This window comes from Calothrix sp. CCY 0018, assembly GCF_963920925.1.
Taxonomy (GTDB): domain Bacteria; phylum Cyanobacteriota; class Cyanobacteriia; order Cyanobacteriales; family Nostocaceae; genus Rivularia.
Window position 1 is genome coordinate 85,416 of sequence record NZ_CAWUDI010000002.1, and the last position, 20,157, is coordinate 105,572.

The window sequence follows — 20,157 nt, forward strand, 5'->3', positions numbered from 1 at the left end:
AGTACCTCGCAACCATTAGTTAACGTCGTTCTTAACTTTGAAAAAAACCCCAAGTTAATAAATATACTTCCCTTTACTTTTCCCAGAGAAAACTTCAATTCAAAGCTTATATATTTATTTCTTTAGAAGTATTGATAATATAGAGCTTTACTGTAAGTGCCAAGTATAAGCGTATTCAAAATAAACTTTTTGAACTTTATTTGTAAGATTTGTAGCTATGCTGCGTAAATTTGCAAAGTGCATAAGTCACAACAGTATTCATCCATATATATTAGTAGGCAGATTACTAAACACATTTTTATACTTTTATTTGTAGGTAAAAATGCAATTACAATCGAAAAACCAGCGACGGCGGGGTGCGACTTTGACGGCTCAAGGCTCAAGCAAACTCAACCACGCAAAAGCTGAAGTAGAAATTGAACGAAACTTTAAGCGATACAGTCTCGAAGACCTCAGCGAGGTAACAGGCTTAACCCCCAATACCCTCAGTAAGGTTTTTACTCGCTCAGCAGGAGTGGATAAGCGAACCCTAGAGTGTTGCTTCAATGTCTTTAATCTGACCTTATTAAAAGACGATTATCTATACCTGGAGACTCATCAGGACAATTTTGCCGAGATTCGCTCAATGTTCCCGAATCAAACCTGCTGTCCTATCGAATCATTCTGTGATTATGGCAGGAATACCCCCCACCCCCAGAAAATGGATCGATCGCAAAATAATCTGCACCCTGGTTCCTCAAACACACCAGGAGGGCAGATGCCCCTCGATTCAATCTTCTACATTGACCGTCCCATGCTCGAATCCCTGTGCTACGAAGCCATCGAGCAACCCGGTGTGTCGATCAACATCCGCGCTCCCAAGCAAATGGGCAAAACTTCCCTCATGACGCGCATTCTGGCTTACGCTAGCTTCCTGGGCTATAACACCGTTTCCGTGAGCTTGCAACTTGCCAACGACGATATTTTACAGAACCTAGAACGCTTCTTACAATGGTTCTGTGCCAGAGTCAGCAAGCAGTTAAATTTGCCAAACGCAACGGCCAATTTTTGGGATAACTCCTTGGGTGCCAAATCAAATGCCACTGATTACTTCGAGGATGTTATTTTAGCCAATTCCCTTCGCGCAGCGTCTCCAAGGGAAAATCGCGCCTTAGTCATTGCTATCGATGAAATCAACCAGCTTTTTGCCTACCCAGACGTTGCTAGTGAATTTTTCTTACTTTTACGAACCTGGTCTGAGCGAGCTAAAGCAACGGTAGCAGACAGCAATCCTTGGCACAAGCTCCGACTGGTGACGGTTCATTCTACCGAAATCCAGATGCCAGTTTCGATTAATGAATCCCTCTTGAATACAGGGCTAGTGTTCAATTTACCTGAGTTTACCCCTGCTCAGGTGCAGGAATTGGCAAATCGGTGGGGAGAAGAAATGACGGTGGAACAAATCGAGCAATTGATTACCCTTGTGGGAGGACATCCCTATCGGTTGCAGTTGGCATTTTATCATCTACACCAACAAACAATAACCCTCGAACAACTCTTAGAAAATTCTTCAATTACTGCTGCCATTTATGCACAACATTTAGAGCAACAATGGTGGAACCTGCTACGATATCCCGATTTATTGCGATTGTTTACAGAAATCGTTAACCAATCAAGTCCTCTATATTGTGACGCTGTGCAAGCCGGACAGTTGTGCAAGATGGGGTTGGTGCATCTGCATGGTAAAATGGCAAGCCTGGGGTGCGAGTTATTTCGTCCGTTTTTTGGCGATCGCTTCAAAAGTGCCTCTTAGAGAAGCGTGTACGTAGGACATAGGGCTTATCGCTTTTTAGTCTCCCAAAGAGATAGCCGTGGGTGAACGGCTTATCGCCTTTTGGATTACTTTAAATCTGGAACTTGATTGTTGAAACTACTTTCGCAAAAAACATTCAATCAAGCCCCAAATCTTCATCCAAACCCAGCATAATATTCAAATTCTGCACCGCCGCACCGGAAGCACCTTTTCCTAAATTATCCAATCGCGCTACTAATAAAGCTTCTTTTGTCTCGTCGTTCGCAAACACAAATACTTGCACCAAGTTGGTATTATTCGCTGCTTGTGCATCTAAAAACTTACCCTTGCGTAAAGAACCTTCATCATTTATGGGCGCAACGGAAACGTATTTTTCGTTTTGATAATATCCTTCGAGTGTTTTATGAATCAATTCACCACTAAGTTTATTTTTTAATTTATTTTGCAGCGAATGCAAAGCTAGAGGAATTTGTACTAACATCCCTTTTTCAAAGTTTCCTACAGCAGGAACAAACAACGGTGGAGATTGCAAACCGGAATGCTGGTGCATTTCTTTAACGTGTTTGTGTGCGAAGGTTAAACCGTAAATACCGTAAGCATAATTGTTTGCTTGCTCTTCAGAAGCGCTTTGATATTCCTCCATCAACTTTCTTCCTCCCCCCGAATACCCGGAAATGGCGTTGATAGTCGCGGGAAAATCTTTGGGAATAATACCTGCTGCAACTAAAGGACGTATACAGGCTAAAAATCCCGTAGGATAGCATCCAGGGTTACTGACTCTTTTAGCGTTTTTAATTTCTTCTCGGCGTTTTTCTTCTAATTCGGGAAAGCCATACACCCAGCCATCTGCAACGCGATGAGCGGAACTTGCATCCAAGATTTTTACATCTGGGTTGGTGACAAAACTTACGGCTTCACGGGCGGCATCGTCGGGTAAACAAAGAATGGCAACGTCAGCAGAGTTGATCAAGTGCGATCGCGCTTGAGCATCTTTACGTTTTTCTGGGGGTATGCTGACAATTTCGATATCATCGCGCTGGTTTAAACGCGAATGAATTTGCAATCCTGTAGTACCTTCTGCGCCATCAATAAAAACTGTTTTGTTACCCATAATTCCATACCTTTCCTGAAAAACTCGGAGATGCCTTTATATTTTCTCACCAAAGTTGTGCAATTTCCACTATTAGTTATTCGTACAATTGGTTAGGCTCGCCATCTGTTAACTGTATTTATGATTTCATCTGTTTTATTTATTTCAGATATAAACTTGCTAAAATACAGATTTATTATTAATTGATATAGCTAACGTACCAAAGCTTTATATTTTAATTAGACGACCAAAAAGTGAGATATAATTTTTAAAATAATGAATAATTTATTACCGATTCTTTTCCACGTTCATTAAAAATGAAATTCGCGAATCGCAAGCTGTTTCTGATTATTGGTTTAGTTGTACTTGTAGTTTTTGGCTTCGGTGGCTATCAACTTGGGCGCTTTTTCCTACGCGAACCCACAGCCAATACTGTGGCAAATAAAAAGCTTCAAAAGGACAGCAAAGTAAAAACAAGTTTGGGTAACTTCTCCGAACTTGAGGGTACACCTTATTTGATGGCACCTGTTAATTCTCAACTAAATTATCGTCAAGATTATTCTGAAAATAAACAATTCACTATCCGTAACTATTTATTTGTCAATGTTAATGATAAATCAACACAGCAATTAGTACCTAAAAATGACTTTTTGTTTGTCAATGCCCAAAAAGTAGTTTTAGAAAGGCGTGACGATAAAATTGTCAGGGGGATATGGTATGAAGTGGTTAAAGCTGATAGCAATAACGATAAACGTTTAGATAATAATGATAAGATAACTATTGCTGTTTCTGATGTTTCCGGAAGCGATTATACGGAAGTTATTGATGAAGTCGATAGATTCTTAGGTTCCCATCAAAAAAATTCAACGACTTTATTAGTATTTTACGAACTCGATGGTAGAGAATATATCGGTGAGATTGATATGCTCAAGCGTGTATTAGTTGAAAAGGTTGTGTTGCCTGCGATTAGGTGATGGGGAATGGGGAATAGGGAATAGGGAATGACGAATAGGGAATGGGAAATAATATTTTTAATTTCAGTTCTATTTATCCTATATCTTGCGGCATTCTTAACAAGCCACACAAACCGCCTTGGAATAAATTCCCAGGCTCATATACAAAGTACGTTGAAACGCACTAAAATCCTTAGCTAGTCCTATTTATAGGACTTTAGCTATAAGACTCTTAATTACATTCCCTGGCGGTGTTGAGAACGGTGCAAAATGTAAGATAAATACAATCTCCTGTAATTAATGGGACAAAGCATCATTTTTGAGGGGTAATCGTAGTTTGTAGTAGCGCCGTCTAACCTACTACAAACTTAATTTTTTCTATTCCCTATTAAGAGTTTCCCGTTCCCTCAACCGAATGTATTTCATTATTGGGATGAAAGTAATCGTAAATTATGAGGGCCAGACGCGAACCAATTCCGGAGACTTCGGCTATTTGCGCGGGTGTTGCTAACCGAATGTAATCTATGGAACGAAAATGCGCTAACAGTTGTTGTTGCCGATTGTGTCCCAAACCTGGTATTTCATCCAAGCGCGATCGCCTTAATTTTGCGGTTCGTTGTTGGCGGTGGAAGGTGACTGCGAAACGGTGGGCTTCATCGCGCAAACGTCGCAGTAATTGGACTCCTGGTTGTTCGGCTTCTGTTTTTAACGGTATGGATTCTCCGGGTACGAATATTTCTTCTCGTCTTTTCGCTAGACTGACAACTCGCACGTCTTCTAATAAGTTCATTTCTTGCAAAACTGCAACAACAGAAGATAATTGTCCTTTTCCACCGTCTATCATTACTAAGTCGGGAAAATCGGGATTACCTACTCTTTGCAGTTGTGGATCTTCTATATATTTACGAAAGCGTCTGCCGATAACTTCAGCTAAGGAAGCAAAGTCATCTGAGTGCCCGATTTGAATCTCAGGATTTCTAATTTTATAGTGCCGATAATGTTGTTTTGCCGGTAAACCATCAATAAACACTACTTGGGAAGCTACCGCATTTGAACCTTGAATGTGAGAAATATCGTAACCTTCGATGCGATGGGGTAATTCGGGTAAATCTACTATCGCGGCTAAATCTTGCAATGCTTGTTGGTTGCGATCGCCTAGTTTTTGCATTCTTTGCAATTCATAGCTGGCGTTTCGCTCTACCATTTCAATTAATTCTGCTTTAAGTTGACGCTGGGGATTAATAATAGTGACTTTTTTCCCTTTACGCTGGCTCAACGCTTCCGCCAAAATTTCTGCATCCGGTAAATCGTGCTGAACTATAATTTCTGTAGGAATTTCTACTGAGTCGGCACTTTGATAATGTTCTTCTAATACCCGTTGCAAAATATCTCCAAATCCAGCTTGTGCATCGGCTATAAACGCCAGTCTTCCAACTAATTGTCCCGCGCGAATCTGAAATAATTGAATGCAAGCGTGTTTTTCGTCTGCGGCTAAAGCTATGGCATCGCGAGAAATGGTGTCATCTGGTAAAGATACTTTTTGGTCGGCATTTAACGACTTTAACCCGGCGATTTGATCTCTTCTACGCGCTGCTGTTTCAAAGTTTAATTCTTCGGATGCTTGATGCATCTGTTGGGTAAGTGTATCAATTAATTCAGAAGTCCGACCTTGAAAGACCATCGCCACCTTTTGCACGATTTTACGATATTCTTCCGGCGTAACTAATTGCTGACAAACACCCGGACATCTTCCCAAATCGTAGTTTAAACAAGGTCTGTCTTTAAATAAAGGTTGCGGCCGCTGTCGTAGGGGAAATATTCGCTTACACAGATGTAATACTCCCCGTAACAACCGAGAATCAGTATAGGGGCCGTAATATTTGTCTTTTTCTTTACCAAGTCTGCGTTTGCGGGTCATGAAAATTCTGGGATATATTTCAGACCAAGTTATACATACATAAGGATACTTTTTATCATCTTTGAGCAGCACGTTGAAATATGGCTGATGCTGCTTAATCAAGTTCGCTTCTAAAGCTAGCGCTTCGGTTTCGGTATCGGTGACAATAAATTCGATATCCGTCACCAGTCTTACCATCATTGCAATGCGATCGCTAAGTTTTTGCGACTCTCGGAAATAAGAACGAACTCGCGATCGCAATTTTCGCGATTTACCTATATATACGATGCGATCGGTTGCATCGCGCATCAAATAAACCCCCGGCTCTGGGGGAATCTCTTTTAAACGATTTTCTAGACGTTCTGGATTTTTGAGCAGCGGTAAAGCTTCAGCAGATTTGGTCACAATTAAAGCCTGAAAATGTTGGAAATCTACCCACCTTTACTATTTTAAGTAAAATCACCGTTGTTGTACGCTGATTTGATTTTTAATCGAGCAACCCTTTTATACTTTCTCCTCAATTAACTATAAAATCTTAAAAAACTAATCAGGATTCTTTTAAAGCTGGGATTAACGTCCGCTCTTTACATTTTAATTAAAACGTGCTTGATACCTATTTTGACCCATTTTTTCGTATTTTTCGTAAACTCTCTACAGTCGAGTCTTCTATCATCATAAATTCGTTATATTTGCTCAACTTAAATAAGCAAGATGACCTATTATTTGCGAAACCCTTGAATTTTAAGCAAATCAACGGATTTATAGATATGAATCAAATGATTATGATTGGTATAAATCCTGTCTTACGCACTTATAAGGAATTGATGTATAGTTTGATATGTTTTCCTTTTTGGTACTCACTCCCAATTAATTTAGAGAAAATTTAGAGAAAATATTTAAGGAGATAAAAATATGAATTCGCAAGATTTTGAATCTCAGTATCGTGAAACGATGAATGAAACGCTCAACGAACTGCAATCGGCTATTTTGCTGTTAGCGCAAGCTCAGCGAAAAATCTCAATAATTGGTTCTTCCGTACAAAATTTGAGTCAAAGTGTAGAAGAATATCTAATTAATCAAAAATCTGAATAAAATCCGAATAAAATTATCGGTGAAAATCAGTTTTATTTTTGAATACTTCTTTTTGATTACAGGATAACTCTTTTTCAATAGCTTGGGTAAGCTCGGTAAGAATTACAGGTTTAACAAAATAGCGACGAGCGCCTAAATCCATCGCTCGCTCGCAATCCGATTTAAAAGCTAACCCCGAAACTATAATTATCGGAATTTTTGCAGTGCGAGAGTTGTGCTGCATTTTTTCTAGCAACAAGAAACCGTCAATATCCGGCAATTTTAAATCTAGTACAACTAAATTTGGTCGAAAAGTTTCTACTGTAGAGAAAAACTTTGAACCATTAGGTAAAGCTTTAACTTGATATCCACAAAAATTGAAACAATCGCTCAGTAACATTCGATTGGCATCATTATCTTCAACTAGTAAAACTTTCTTACTATAATGTGGCTTAAATTGCTGCTTTACATTTATTAGTTGCGCTGTCATTTTCACCTATCACTTTCGCTCACGAGTCAATGATTCGTAAAAGAATGTAACAATATCCAATCTCTGAGATTTATTTCAATCCATATAGATAATATTGCATTCGCGATCCAGTTTAAAGGCGGCAATAGAAAATAGATGCACCTTTAATTAAATACTTCGGAGAGAATTTTTTAAATCAAGTTAAATAATAAAATTAATTCAAATATTATTCTACGGGATTGTGCCGATGATTATTCAATTAATCTCGGGCTATTTTTGGCTGTTTGACGCTTTGCAGCAAGAAAGAAAAATGTAATTAATCCAATCAGTGCAGAAGGTTCTGGAACCTTTTTTCTTTCGGAAGCTGCGGATAAATAGACAGAAGTATGTAGCTGCTCGCTTTCCGATGGAGTAAATTGATTCTTGTATATTATGGCTTTACGCCCATCTGCTAAATGTTTGATTTCAACGTTTTTAGTAGCTTTAACTGATTGTGTAATCTGTCTGGCTTTTTTTTTAGATGGCTTTTTTGATGAATATGTTTTATCGTTTTCGTTAAATTCGCCGTCTAAATCAAATTCGGGAAAGGATATACAAGGATCTGCTTCTTGACAATTTTGTTTCTCTACTAAAAAAATATCTTTACTATTGACTGATGCTTGCTTATTGGGACTTTTTGCCAAGTCATCATTACTATTAAGATTTTTAAGCGAGCCTGCTTGTGCCGGGGCTGTAGCGCTTGCACTAATTATCGTACCAAGCAATACGTAATTACGAATGTTTATAGTTATTGTCATGGACGCAATCGTTCCTTAAAACTAAAAAAACAAGTAATTGATACTCCCTTTCTTTTGAGTGCAATTACATTACTCTTAAAGGAGATTAAATTTTATATAGGTAAATATATTGCTTTAATCTACTAAAAAAATGATGCACGAAATCTGTAAGAGTTTGTTAAGTTTAACCGAGTAATACTGTAATTGCCGATACTATTTGATTAAATTTGCATCAATCTTAAATAAAGATTTAATGAACTAACTGCAAAAACTGGGATATTTTACCTACAGCAGGTTCTAACACTGACGGTTCCCTAACTAATGCGAAGCGCACGTAACCTTCTCCCGATTTACCAAAGCCAGCACCAGGGGAAGCCGCAACACCCGTATTTTCAACTAAATCCTTACAAAATTGAATAGAATTATTACTCCAAGGTTCTGGTAGTTTTGCCCAAACATACATTGTGGCTTTTGGCGTGGGAACCTCCCAACCGATACGGTGTAAAGCATTAACAAAAGCATCGCGGCGTTTTTGGAAGCTATCTACATTGATCTTTATTCCCGATTGCGGCCCACTTAAAGCGGCGATCGCACCATTTAAGATTCCTCGATACTGATTAAAGTCAACTGCTGCTTTTACCCGACGTAAGGCTGCAATTAGCTCGCGATTACCAATAGCAAAGCCAATGCGAAAACCGCCCATGTTGTAAGATTTGGACAAAGTGAAAAATTCAATCGAGATACTTTTTGTCTTGTCGGCTTGGAAAATTGAAGGAGCCACAGAGATCGGATTGCTTGCTTGTGCTGGGTTTTCTGCAAACACTAAATCCACATAGGGAAAATCGTGAACCAGAACAATATCGTGCTGCTGACAAAAAGAAACAGCTTTTTTAAAGAAAGATAATGGTGCGATCGCAGCAGTGGGATTGTGTGGATAGCTCAATACCATCATTCGCGACTGCGCTAAGACATGGGCGGGGATTTGCTCGAATACAGGTAAAAAATTGTTCTCTTCCCGTAAAGGCATCGGATAAATTTGACCATTCGCTAAGTAAACTCCCCCAGCATGAGAAGGATAGCCAGGATCGAGTAATAAAGCAAAATCCCCTGGATTTAGAATCGCCAAAGGTAAATGTGCCGTCCCTTCTTGAGAACCAATTAGGGGTAGCACTTCAGTTTCTGGATCTACCGAAATACCAAATCGAAGCGAATACCATTGAGATGCTGCATAGCGAAACTCTTGAGTTCCATTAAACAACAGATAACCGTGAGTACTCTTATCGTGTAAAGACTCAGCTATAGCTTCAATGACATGACTTTCTGCTGGTAAATCCGAAGATCCCAAAGACAAATCAATTATCTCACGACCATTAGCCAAAGCCTTAGCCTTCGCAATGTCCATATCTGCAAACACATTGGATTGCAGGGGTTCTAAACGCTTGGCAAATTGCATCTTTAATATTAGTTGTTAGTGGTTAGTTGTTAGTTGCTAGTTCTTTAAATTATCATTTTTACTACCACTAATCACTAACCACTATCCACTAAATACTTAAATGAGTATCTAACAAGTTCATTAATTTATCTTTGTTAACAACTCCCTCACTTGAAGCCAATACCTTATCTCCTTGCATAAGTCGCAAAGCGGGAACACCTTCCACCTGATATTGTTTAACTGAAACAGGGTTAGGATCGACTTCCATTTTCACAACCTTAAGCTTGTCGCTATACTTCTCGGCAGCAGCGCTAATTGCTGGGGACATCAACTTACAAGGGCCGCACCAAGTAGCCCAAAAGTAAACTAACACTGGCTTTTCGGCTTGCAGTACTTCTTTATCAAAATCTGCATCATTGATAATGTTTACACCCTCGCTCATTTTAATCTCCACTTAATAGCATCTTTTATAGTTACACAGATTTAATGTATCCCAATTTGTTGTCCCGAAACTAGTAGCTGTGGGAAGAGGATGGGGAGATGGGGTTCGGGGGGGACAAGGGGATGGGGAGACAAGGGGACAAGGGGATGGGGGGATGAGGAAATAACGTTTACTCCATTACTCTGGTAACTGGTAACTGGTAACTGATAACTGTTCACTGTTAACTGAAAAATCCCACAACCTTATCAGCTGTGGGATATTTATCAACATTTGAATTAAAATCTAAAAAATTACATATTGTCTAATTCTTTGCGTAGTGATTCCAGTTCAGAATCTACTGGTTCGCTGTTTTTCTTCTGAGCTTGGCTGCTGTCAGTTTGTTCTGGTAGTTGGGGCTGGCTTGCTGTTCCGCTTCCGGGTAGAGTCATTTGTGCTTTTAAAGCATTTAACTCATCATCTACAGCCGAACTACCTTCTAGCTTTGCGAATTGACTTTCTAAGTCAGCGCCAGCTAATTCTCCTGCCGCCCCCGCGCGTGCTTCTTGCATTAACACTTTTTCTTCCATACGCTCGAATGCAGCAGTTGCACCACTGGTATTCATCCCAGTTACCATTCCTTCGAGCGCCTCTTGGGCTTTGGCTGCTCTTACCCGCGCTTTGAGCATATCTTTCTTGGTTTTTGCTTCAGAAATTTTGCTCTCTAACTGCATTAAGCTGCGCTTGAGAGAATCAACTTGAGTGGTTTGCTGATCTAAACTTCCCTTGAGACTGGTTGCAGTATCAGTAAAGGATTTCTTGCGCTCTAAGGCTTGACGAGCTAGGTTTTCATCGCCTTTTTGCAGCGCTAGCATTGCATTACGCTGCCATTTATTTAGTTCATTATCAGCATCGTTATATTGCTTCTCTGTACGCTTTTGAGCAGCGATCGCCTGAGCAACCCCTTGACGCAAACGAACCAAGTCTTCCTGCATCTCGATGATGGCTTGATCGAGAATTTTTTCTGGGTCTTCGGCTTTGCTTACCAAGTCGTTAAGGTTGGCGCTTACTACTCGTTTTACACGATCAAATAATCCCATAATTTTTTTCCTCTTGAGATTTACGCTTTTGCGATCAAAAGTTAGCTTTTTTACTACTTATATAGTTCCCTATTTCAGGGTAATCTGACTCTTATCAATTAGTCCTCCCCATAACCCCCAATTCTTAAAAGAAATATTACAGGCATGAGTTATAAAATTTCATTTAACTACTGGGGAGGCTGTTGATATTTTTGCGTACTAATCGGAAGTTGTGCTCTCATTGCCGAAAGTTCGGCATCTACATCATCACTTTCGCTTAAGCTCGCAAATTTATTTTCTAATTCGTCTGTATCAGATGCTGCAATTGCTTCTTGTTTCGCTTCTAATTCTAAAAGTTTGTCTTCCATTTTCTCAAAAGCCTTAAGCGAACTGGTATCGCCAGTTTCACCAAGCATTTCTTGAAGTCGCAAAGAAGCTTCAGCAGAACGAGCGCGAGCAATATACATATCTTTTTTTGTTTTAGCTTCAGAGATTTTTAACTCCAAAGCCTGCATATCTTTTTTAAGTTTAGCGACTAAAGTTTTTTGTTGCCCAATTTGGGAAGCAAGCGCAGTTGAAGTTTGCTGGTAAGCTTTGCGTTTGGTAAGGGCTTCTCGCGCTAAAGCGTCATTACCTTGTTCTAAAGCCATTTGAGCGCGACGATACCATTCATCTTCTGTAGAATGAGCCTGAGCCGCTTGTCGTTCGGTACGTTTTTGAGTGGCGATCGCCTGCGCTACTCCTTGTCGCATCTGCACCAAATTTTCCTGCATCTCATAAACGGCTTGTTCCAGAATTTTCTCAGGATCTTCCCGTTGTGCCGTCCAACTATTAACATTTGAACGAAATAAGCGCCCGATACGCTCCATCAGCCCCATAAGTTAAACCTCCATTTTTTCAGTTATCAGTTATCAGTTATCAGTTAACAGTTATCAGTTAGTTCATCAGTTATTTTAAAGGCGAGAGCCGCCTTAATAATTACAAACTAGAGGGTACATACAGAAAAACTTCCCACGCTGCGCTACGTAATCGGTTGGGAATTGAATCCGGTTGCTTCTCAATTAATTAATATAACCGCTTAGCAAATGGCAATATCGTTTCAAACCCGCATATTCCTCACCCCAACTAATTAAATTGTTAACTGCTAACTGTTAACTGCTAACTGCTAACTGTCAGGTTCTTCAACCCTTGCCGTAATTCCGTTTTCTTTAAGAAGTTCTAAATGGTTTTTTAATCTTGTTTTGGATTTAAAGGCACCTAAGTAAACATATTTGCCTTCTGGTGATAAATATGCATCTGGAATTACTTTTTTAACCTCAGCTAAAGTATTGCCTGTATTATCTACGATGACATTATAAAATCCACCATTCGATGGTTCTATTTCATCAAGATTTTGAGGTGTTGTTACAGCTTCGGTTTCGGAAACAGGCGATTCAGGAGCAGGAGTATTTGCAACTGGGGGCGACATCTGTTCCACTGGGGCTGTAGTTGTAACTGGGTTGGATGGTTTTGCTGCTTGAGTTGGTTCGCCTTTGGGGGTTGCCCCAGCGACATCATCAATACTATTTATATTTGGAAGCGCATCGTTTGCTAGATTAGGATTTCTGGATACGGGGGGCGCTAATTTTTTATCATCTGCGTTTACATCACTAACTGTTTCAGTATTTTCACTACTGGTAATTTGTTCGTTACGCTTAAACAATCCGCCTAAACTGAATGATGCTAGGTCGTCTAAGTTAAAAATAATATAGCCAAAAGTGATACTTGATACTAAAAGTAATAGCATCGAACCAATACTCAAAGGCGATAGCAGACTATCATTATTATTTTTTGGCTTTTTGGTTTGGGGCTGTTGTTCTTCTTGTAAGCTTCGTAGCAAAGCTTCAGAAGATTCTAAATAATCGTCAGGTTGCGATTTAGTGTCATCCTTCGGCGGGGATATATTTTCCGGAGGTGTATTCCGATTAGTATCCGCTTTAACAATGCTGCTTTGGTTTGGCGTGGATTCAGTTTGATTTTGAGTATTCGTTGTCGCAGAGGGGAATGGTACTTGCCCCTGGCTAGAAGCAATTTCAGTATTTAGCTCTTTGTTAGAAGTTACTTCTGGAAAAGTTTCTAGAGCGGGAGGAGGTGGCGGTGGTGTTGTTTTAATTTCGTTCGCCGAAATGCTCGCTTGCTGCTGTCTTATATAAGCCGCAGCTTCCTTGCCCGTTAAATTTTGCTGCGACTGACTCGAAGCAGCAGCTATAACATTTGAGGAGGGCGATTTAGCAGCAATTAAACTACCAAGACTTTTTTGAATTGGGGTTCTATGTGCTATTCGCGTTCGACGATATCGCGACAATTCTTGATCAAGCTGTACTTCTAAACTTGCCAAAGCCGCACTAATTGCCGGTTTTAGATTTGATGTCTTAGATGTTTGTAACCCAGAATAATATAGGGGGTTTTCACTCATAGCCCATGTGCCTCCGTACCTACTGCCAGATTATCCAATATTTGACAATTTTTTTGCATAAATAAAATTGATGCAGGTTTCCCTGATTAAGCCAGTAGCCCTAATCCAGACAAGTATCTCCCCCAATTAGGGAGAAGCTTTTATCAAACCTGTCCCAATATGAAAGGAGTCATAGTCAGGTAAAACAAATACCCTTATCCTAATCCTAGCGAAAATTATCATGGTTACATGATTTCACCAAAATGTAATTCCTGCACTCACACTTATTCAAGATGTCATTTCAATCAATTCCAGAAATTTTAGAACGACTGCAAATTGAAGCTTTATACCAGCAACAGCCCATACAACGTTTACTTGATTGTTGGCAAGAAGTTGTGGGAAAAGTTATTGCCACTCAAACAAGGCCAATATCTATTGAACGGGACGTTTTGTGGGTTGCGACTTCGGGGGCTGCTTGGGCACAAAACTTAACTTTTGAACGGCAACGATTGCTAAAAAAGTTAAACAAAATATTACCAACCCCCTTAGTAGATATACGTTTTTCTACCGCTCGTTGGCAGCCTACCAAAAAAAAATCTTCTACGCAACTAAAAATTTCGTCTCTAGATCATCCCAGCTATTTAGGAAAAGTCAACAATCTTAATCAAAACCTGAATCTTCACTATCCACCCAAAAATCCCGATCTTGCTTTTGCTAATTGGAGCGAAACAATAAAAACGCGATATTCATCTTTACCCCTTTGTCCCAACTGTCAATCCCCCACTCCCAAGGGAGAATTAGAACGCTGGGGTGTTTGCTCAATTTGTGCTGCTAGGTCTTTTTGAATGGGGAGCAGAAAACCGTTAAAAGCATAATTGATAATTCATTGATAATTATCTTTCTTATCTTGACATCTGGGATCAACTAATTAGCTTGAGGAAGTACTCCTTAAAGCGTAGAGGTTGTTATGCTCCTATATCTAAAGCAGGTTGATTAATCGCGATCCCCAATTGGTTTAGGTATAAAAGGAGGGTGAATGCTTTTTAATAGTTTTGTTGCTTTTTCGTTACAATAAAGTTGAAAAATATAACACAAACATAAAGAGATTATAAAGCTATTTTATCATTGGAATCGTGAAAACTTATGTAGGCTCAAGGCTTTATGGGTTTATTCAGTATTTATATCTAGGAGCAAAATAGGAGATGTAAATCAGTCGAGCATACGGCACAAAAAAATGAAAAGCATCCAAACCTTTACCTCAGCTTGCCGGAATTGTCGTCACTTCGCACCAGTTGGACGGCGCGGAGGAAATTGTCAGCAACTCGGAGCGCCAGTACGTGGAAGTTGGAAAGCTTGTTCTTTCGCGGCTCCTCCCTTTGCGCCCTCATGGGAAACCTTGGAAGATGCTTGGAGTTTGCCCGATGCTACGCCGTTATTAGCTCATAGTTCTAATAAGTTAGCCCTCAAGAATGTAGAAATATCGGTTGAGCAAGTATCTACACCCGTCAAAGCAGAAGCTTTATTAAGTTAGATTTTTGTGTGATGAGCAATTTTCTGGTTTTCTGCAAAGCTTGAACGGTTAATCAAGACAAAAAATCCACAGCAACTTTTAATTTAGAAACAATTTAACCGTTCTATCAAAATTATCAATCGGTCTAGTTTATATAAATTGAATAAGTGAATAAGCGAAGTAGATTTCGTTTCTGATAAAACTTATGTTTAAAACTTATGTTTAAAACTTATGTTTAAAATTTATGTTGTAAGTTTTCATCGTTCTTGCACGTAAAAAAATGCACCTGTTAAGTACGGGTGCATTTTTTTGTTTATTTTGAATTTATTGGAAAGTATTACCGATCAACCTTCTACAATCCAAAATCCCTGCATATTAAAAACCAAAATTCAATTATGGCAGCCAAGGATATTGACGAAAATCTGGCTTACGCTTTTCTAAAAATGCCTGTTTCCCTTCTGCTCCTTCTTCTGTCATGTAATAAAGTAAAGTGGCATTTCCAGCAAGTTCTTGTAAACCCGCTTGCCCGTCGCAGTCGGCGTTGAATGCAGCTTTTAAACAGCGAATTGCGATCGGGCTTTTTTCTAAGATTTCCTGTGCCCATTCAATACCTTCAGCTTCTAATTGCTCTATAGGTACAACAGTATTAACTAACCCCATATCTAAAGCTTGTTGAGCGCTGTATTGCCGACACAAAAACCAGATTTCGCGAGCTTTTTTTTGTCCGACGCTGCGGGCTAAATAACTTGCACCAAAACCACCGTCAAAACTACCAACTTTTGGCCCGGTTTGTCCAAAAACAGCATTATCGGCAGCAATTGTTAAGTCGCAAATTAAATGTAAAACGTGTCCGCCGCCGATCGCGTAACCTGCAACCAAAGCAATTACAACTTTGGGCATAGAACGAATCAAGCGCTGTAAATCCAATACATTTAAACGGGGAGTGCCATCATCATCTATATAACCCGCTTTTCCCCGCACGCTTTGGTCGCCACCAGAACAAAACGCATATTTACCGTCGGTATGAGGCCCCGCACCAGTAAATAAAACTACGCCAATACTCGAATCTTCGCGGGCATCGCAAAAAGCTTGATAAAGTTCAAAAACAGTTTTGGGACGGAAAGCATTGCGTTTGTGGGGACGGTTGATGGTGATTTTCGCAATGCCATCGGCTTTATGATAAAAAATATCTTCGTAGGTTTTGGCGGTTTGCCAGTTGATTTGCATTATTTGGTAATTGCTAATGGGTAATTGGTGATGGGTTATGAATTGACCCTAGCTTGAGAATTTTATCGCAGTGTGGGGACTCTAGGCTAATTTTTAATTAGTGCGATGCAAAAATGGTTATTTTATGAAGTATTTGATAGAGGTTTTCAACAATTTTTTATTAAATAATATCTTGCACTAAATATCAATTGAACTAAAAAAGATACTCAATTTTTTCAAAATTATTCGACTGCGTTCATATCCGCTTGGGGTTGCAAACCCCAATCTAATAGCGAAAGTCCATTAAAATGGACTAAAAATCGTATTTATGAATTAAGTAGTATTAAAAACTATTTATTTTCAAAATAAGTATCTATATGTAAAATACAAGATGAAATTAAATACCTTTACGGTAAAGTATGAAACTTGAAAAAACTTTACAAAATATAAGAGATTTGATGTCATTATTTGTGACAGAGATTAAGGCTGCTACAGCTATGGAGCAAACAGATATTAATAAGATATCTGAAAATGTAACAAAATCTTTGTTAGCTCAGGTTTACGGCTATAAAAATATCAAAAATTTAAATGATAGTGAACATAAAAACTATCCTGGTATTGATTTAGCTGATGAAACGGCAAGAGTTGCTTTTCAAATTACATCTACACCTGGTATTGAAAAAGTCAAATATACATTGAGAAAGTTTATTGAATACAAGTTATACGAGAAGTATGACAGACTGATTATTTATGTTTTGACAGAAAAGCAGAATTCCTATTCCGCTATAGAAATTAAAAAAATAATTCAAGGTAAGTTTAAATTTGATACGAAAAAAGATATTTGGGATTATCGAAATATTCTTACAGAAGTTAATAAATTTCCGATTGAGCAAGCGCGTGAAGTTGAAAAGATTTTAGAAGAAAATTTTGGTAAAAAAAGAAGACAGCCTGAATGGGAAGTAATTGATAATGTTGAAAATATTATCAATGAATACACGCAGCTATTTGTAGGGCGTTGTAAAGAAACTCAAGCCTTGGACAATTTTTTGCAAGAAAACTCAAGTGGTGTAATGCTGGTAACGGCTGAGGCTGGTTTTGGTAAAACAGCGCTCTTAGCTAATTGGTTAAAATCACGACAGGAAAATGGCTGTTTCATTGCCTACCATTTCTTCTCACAACGTAATGATAAAACTCGCTCTGCTAAAAGTGCTTATCAGAATTTATTACGGCAAATACATAAATATTACCAAATTTACCACGAACAACTACCAAGCGAACTAGATGAGTTGAGAGCGTCGCTATACAACATATTAAGAGAACGTGGTGCAAAGGAAGATAAGCCCTTAGTGATTGTTATAGATGCTTTAGATGAATTAAACGAATTTGAAATTCCTTTTTCATTGCCTTTTACCAATCCTTTACCTAACAATGTGTTTATTATCGCTTCAGCGAGAGCTTCAGAAGCAGAGGAACCGAAATATTTAGAAGATTGGGTAGAAAAATCGCAAAAGTTATACCTTAAACGCTTAACTAAAGTCGCACTTGCTGATTGGTTAAAAAGAATGGGTGAGGGTGAATTAGAAACATTTGCTGATGATAATCATTTTGTAGATCAACTTCATGAAATAACTCAGGGCTTTCCGCTTTACCTGAGTTATTTAACTGATGAATTGAGTCATGCAGCCAAACAAGGAAAGGATGTGCGTTCAATTTTGGCAGAAACGCCCCAAGGATTTGAGAAGTATATAAAACAACAATTTAAACATTTGGCAAGAGTAGAAGAGATACGAAAGCAGCAAGAAGTAAAAGAATTATTTGCCTTATTGTCGGTTGCACTAGGGATACTCTCAGAAGATGATATTCAGGAATTAACTAATTTAGATACATGGGATCTAGAGGCTTTACCTTGGCAAGCTACACGTTGGTTCAGCATTAAAAAACCTTTTTACAGCTTTGCTCACCCGCTCCTTGCACGAGAATTTCAAAATTTGTTAGGTCGTCAGGCTTCGTCGGCTAAAGATAAATTACTGAAATATTGTAGTCATTGGGATAAACATCAGAGTTGTTACGCTTTGAGACATTATCCAGAACACTTACGAGATGGGGAAAACTGGGATGATTTGTATGGGTTGCTGCATAATTTTGAATTTATACAAGCAAAAGTTAATTATCCTGAAATTGGCGTAGAGGCGTTGATTAAAGATTATGTTTTAATTGATAGTGGAGAATTATCAAACTTCCCAGACGAGAAAAAACAAACTATAAAAACGCTTCAATTGATTCAAGGAGCATTGCGGCTATCTGCTCATGTTTTAATTAAAGATACAAAGCAACTTGCAGGACAATTATTAGGGCGGTTGCTGAATTTTGATCTGCCAGAAGTTCAAGTATTGCTGGAACAAATATCGCAAACTAGAATTGCTTGGTTACGTCCTTTGACAGCTAGTTTAACTTCTCCTCGCGAACCTTTAATACGTACTTTAAGTGGTCATAGTAGTTCTGTGTGGTCTGTTGCTGTTACTTCTGATGGACAGAAGTTGATTTCAGGTTTGCAGGATGGATCTGTCAAAATTTGGAATTTGAAATCAGGAGATTTAATACGCACTATCACGGCTCATAGTGACTCTGTGAATACAGTTGTAACTAGCGATGATGGTTTATACATAATTTCTGGTTCCTACGATCAATCTATTAAAATATGGGACTTAAATACAGGACATTTAGTACGCAGGCTTATTGATCATCATGGTTCTATTAACGCAGTTGTACTAACTCCTGATGGTTCAAAAATTATATCTGCTTCTTCTGACTGTTCTCTTAAAGTTTGGAGTTTGCAAAATGGGGAAGTGCTTCATACATTTATTGGTCATCATGCTTCAGTACAAGCGGTCACAATAGTTAATACCAACAATAAAAACTTAGTAGTTTCTGGTTCATATAACGACACTCCTAGAGTTTGGAACTTGGAAACTGGAAAAGAGGAATTCAGTCTCGGTAAGAGTGATATGGTGTGGTCTACTACAGCTATTCCCGATCGAGAATTAGTAATTTTTGGATCGCTGGATGGAACTATTACAATTTGGAATATAAAAACTCGCCAGAAAGAATATAGCTTCCAAGGTCACACTAATTCGGTACGTGCTATATCTATCACCTCTGATGGGGAACGAATAATTTCTGTTTCAGAAGATAAAACTCTTAAAATTTGGAAGACAGGAACCTGGGAGAATGAAGCTACTATTAATGTTCATACAGGTTCGGTTCTTGCAGTCGCAGTTACTTCTGACGGAACAAAGATAATTTCCGCTTCGGGAAGTACTATTTATAATTTACTTTCAAATGATTACACTATCAAAATTTGGGATCTAGAAAGGTGCGTACAAAATCAATTATTCGATACTGAAAACTCAAAAACACCTCATAGTGACTCTGTGGAAGTAGTTGATTTTACCTCTGATGGAAAACAGGTAAGGTCTGCTTCAGAAGACGGAACTCTTAAGTTTTGGAAAGTCGGAACTTGGGAGAATGAGAAAACTTTGACTGGGAATGTCAATTCGCTATTTACTTTTGGAGATAAGCAAAACCAAAAGATTACTGAACTCAAATTTGGCGATATTGAAGAAATTTTTCGCCGCATTGATAGCACTTTACCTTTTCTTCTTGCTACCAGTTCTGATAATAATCTTCAAATTTGGTCTTGGGGTGACGAAAATATTAAATTGTGGGATGCTTTGCTTGGAAAAGATATTGCCGCTTTCGCAGGAGAAAGTGAGATTAAATGTTGCGCGATCGCGCCAGATGGACAAACGATAGTTGTAGGGGAAGCATCGGGACGTTTACATTTTCTACGATTATGTTTGGAAAAACTTGAGTTGCTATAACTGCAATAGTGACAGGTAGATTGTAAGCAATAATTGCCAGAATAATAATTAATACTTTACTTCTTAGATTTGGCGATAAGGTAACATCTGGTATAAAAAATGCTGTTCTTTACAAAACTTTCCTATTGCTAAAATTCTCATATAACAGG

General features: G+C 38.7%; 16 protein-coding genes. 6 read left to right on the forward strand and 10 right to left on the reverse strand.

What is annotated here, in order from left to right:
* Positions 1 to 700 precede the first annotated feature (700 nt).
* Positions 701 to 1,792: an AAA-like domain-containing protein gene (locus ACM03V_RS01895; protein WP_414619052.1), complete on the forward strand. Its 1,092-nt coding sequence runs from the start codon at positions 701 to 703 to the stop codon at positions 1,790 to 1,792.
* A gap of 136 nt (positions 1,793 to 1,928) precedes the next feature.
* On the opposite strand, the gene argC is transcribed toward ACM03V_RS01895, so the two are convergent.
* Positions 1,929 to 2,903, reverse strand: coding sequence for an N-acetyl-gamma-glutamyl-phosphate reductase (gene argC / locus ACM03V_RS01900; protein ID WP_414619053.1), 975 nt, complete (start codon positions 2,901 to 2,903; stop codon positions 1,929 to 1,931).
* A 296-nt stretch (positions 2,904 to 3,199) separates the two neighbouring features.
* On the opposite strand from argC, the gene ACM03V_RS01905 reads away from it, so the two are divergent.
* Entirely contained in the window at positions 3,200 to 3,856 is a 657-nt protein-coding gene (locus ACM03V_RS01905; protein ID WP_414619054.1) for a hypothetical protein, read from the forward strand.
* A gap of 367 nt (positions 3,857 to 4,223) precedes the next feature.
* Here the strand turns inward: ACM03V_RS01905 and uvrC are convergent, their stop codons facing one another.
* Positions 4,224 to 6,137 (reverse strand): excinuclease ABC subunit UvrC, encoded by a 1,914-nt coding sequence (uvrC, locus tag ACM03V_RS01910; protein WP_414619055.1) that lies wholly within the window; start codon positions 6,135 to 6,137, stop codon positions 4,224 to 4,226.
* Between the two features lie 507 nt (positions 6,138 to 6,644).
* Here uvrC and ACM03V_RS01915 point away from each other — a divergent pair.
* Entirely contained in the window at positions 6,645 to 6,824 is a 180-nt protein-coding gene (locus ACM03V_RS01915; RefSeq protein WP_414619056.1) for a hypothetical protein, read from the forward strand.
* 13 nt (positions 6,825 to 6,837) lie between these two features.
* Here the strand turns inward: ACM03V_RS01915 and ACM03V_RS01920 are convergent, their stop codons facing one another.
* The 7 genes from ACM03V_RS01920 to ACM03V_RS01950 form a co-directional block, all read right to left on the reverse strand.
* Positions 6,838 to 7,293, reverse strand: coding sequence for a response regulator (locus tag ACM03V_RS01920; protein ID WP_414619057.1), 456 nt, complete (start codon positions 7,291 to 7,293; stop codon positions 6,838 to 6,840).
* Positions 7,294 to 7,523: 230 nt separating this feature from the next.
* Entirely contained in the window at positions 7,524 to 8,069 is a 546-nt protein-coding gene (locus ACM03V_RS01925) for a hypothetical protein (protein WP_414619058.1), read from the reverse strand.
* 229 nt (positions 8,070 to 8,298) lie between these two features.
* Positions 8,299 to 9,501, reverse strand: coding sequence for an LL-diaminopimelate aminotransferase (locus ACM03V_RS01930; RefSeq protein ID WP_414619059.1), 1,203 nt, complete (start codon positions 9,499 to 9,501; stop codon positions 8,299 to 8,301).
* A gap of 88 nt (positions 9,502 to 9,589) precedes the next feature.
* Positions 9,590 to 9,922 (reverse strand): thioredoxin family protein, encoded by a 333-nt coding sequence (locus ACM03V_RS01935; protein ID WP_414619060.1) that lies wholly within the window; start codon positions 9,920 to 9,922, stop codon positions 9,590 to 9,592.
* A gap of 290 nt (positions 9,923 to 10,212) precedes the next feature.
* Entirely contained in the window at positions 10,213 to 10,998 is a 786-nt protein-coding gene (locus ACM03V_RS01940; protein WP_414619061.1) for a PspA/IM30 family protein, read from the reverse strand.
* Between the two features lie 167 nt (positions 10,999 to 11,165).
* Complete coding sequence (locus ACM03V_RS01945) at positions 11,166 to 11,855, reverse strand: PspA/IM30 family protein (protein ID WP_414619062.1); 690 nt, start codon at positions 11,853 to 11,855, stop codon at positions 11,166 to 11,168.
* Between the two features lie 287 nt (positions 11,856 to 12,142).
* Positions 12,143 to 13,432: a hypothetical protein gene (locus tag ACM03V_RS01950; protein ID WP_414619063.1), complete on the reverse strand. Its 1,290-nt coding sequence runs from the start codon at positions 13,430 to 13,432 to the stop codon at positions 12,143 to 12,145.
* Positions 13,433 to 13,704: 272 nt separating this feature from the next.
* Between ACM03V_RS01950 and ACM03V_RS01955 the strand changes: the two genes are divergently transcribed.
* Together ACM03V_RS01955 and ACM03V_RS01960 are read left to right on the forward strand one after the other, a co-directional pair.
* Positions 13,705 to 14,256 (forward strand): DUF721 domain-containing protein, encoded by a 552-nt coding sequence (locus tag ACM03V_RS01955; RefSeq protein WP_414619064.1) that lies wholly within the window; start codon positions 13,705 to 13,707, stop codon positions 14,254 to 14,256.
* Positions 14,257 to 14,645: 389 nt separating this feature from the next.
* A complete protein-coding gene (locus ACM03V_RS01960; RefSeq protein ID WP_414619065.1) occupies positions 14,646 to 14,942 on the forward strand; it encodes a hypothetical protein in 297 nt (98 codons plus the stop codon).
* Between the two features lie 372 nt (positions 14,943 to 15,314).
* On the opposite strand, the gene menB is transcribed toward ACM03V_RS01960, so the two are convergent.
* The gene (gene menB, locus ACM03V_RS01965; protein ID WP_414619066.1) at positions 15,315 to 16,148 is read right to left on the reverse strand and encodes a 1,4-dihydroxy-2-naphthoyl-CoA synthase; all 834 of its coding nucleotides are present in this window, start codon (positions 16,146 to 16,148) and stop codon (positions 15,315 to 15,317) included.
* 398 nt (positions 16,149 to 16,546) lie between these two features.
* On the opposite strand from menB, the gene ACM03V_RS01970 reads away from it, so the two are divergent.
* Entirely contained in the window at positions 16,547 to 20,008 is a 3,462-nt protein-coding gene (locus tag ACM03V_RS01970) for an SMEK domain-containing protein (RefSeq protein WP_414619067.1), read from the forward strand.
* Positions 20,009 to 20,157 lie beyond the last annotated feature (149 nt).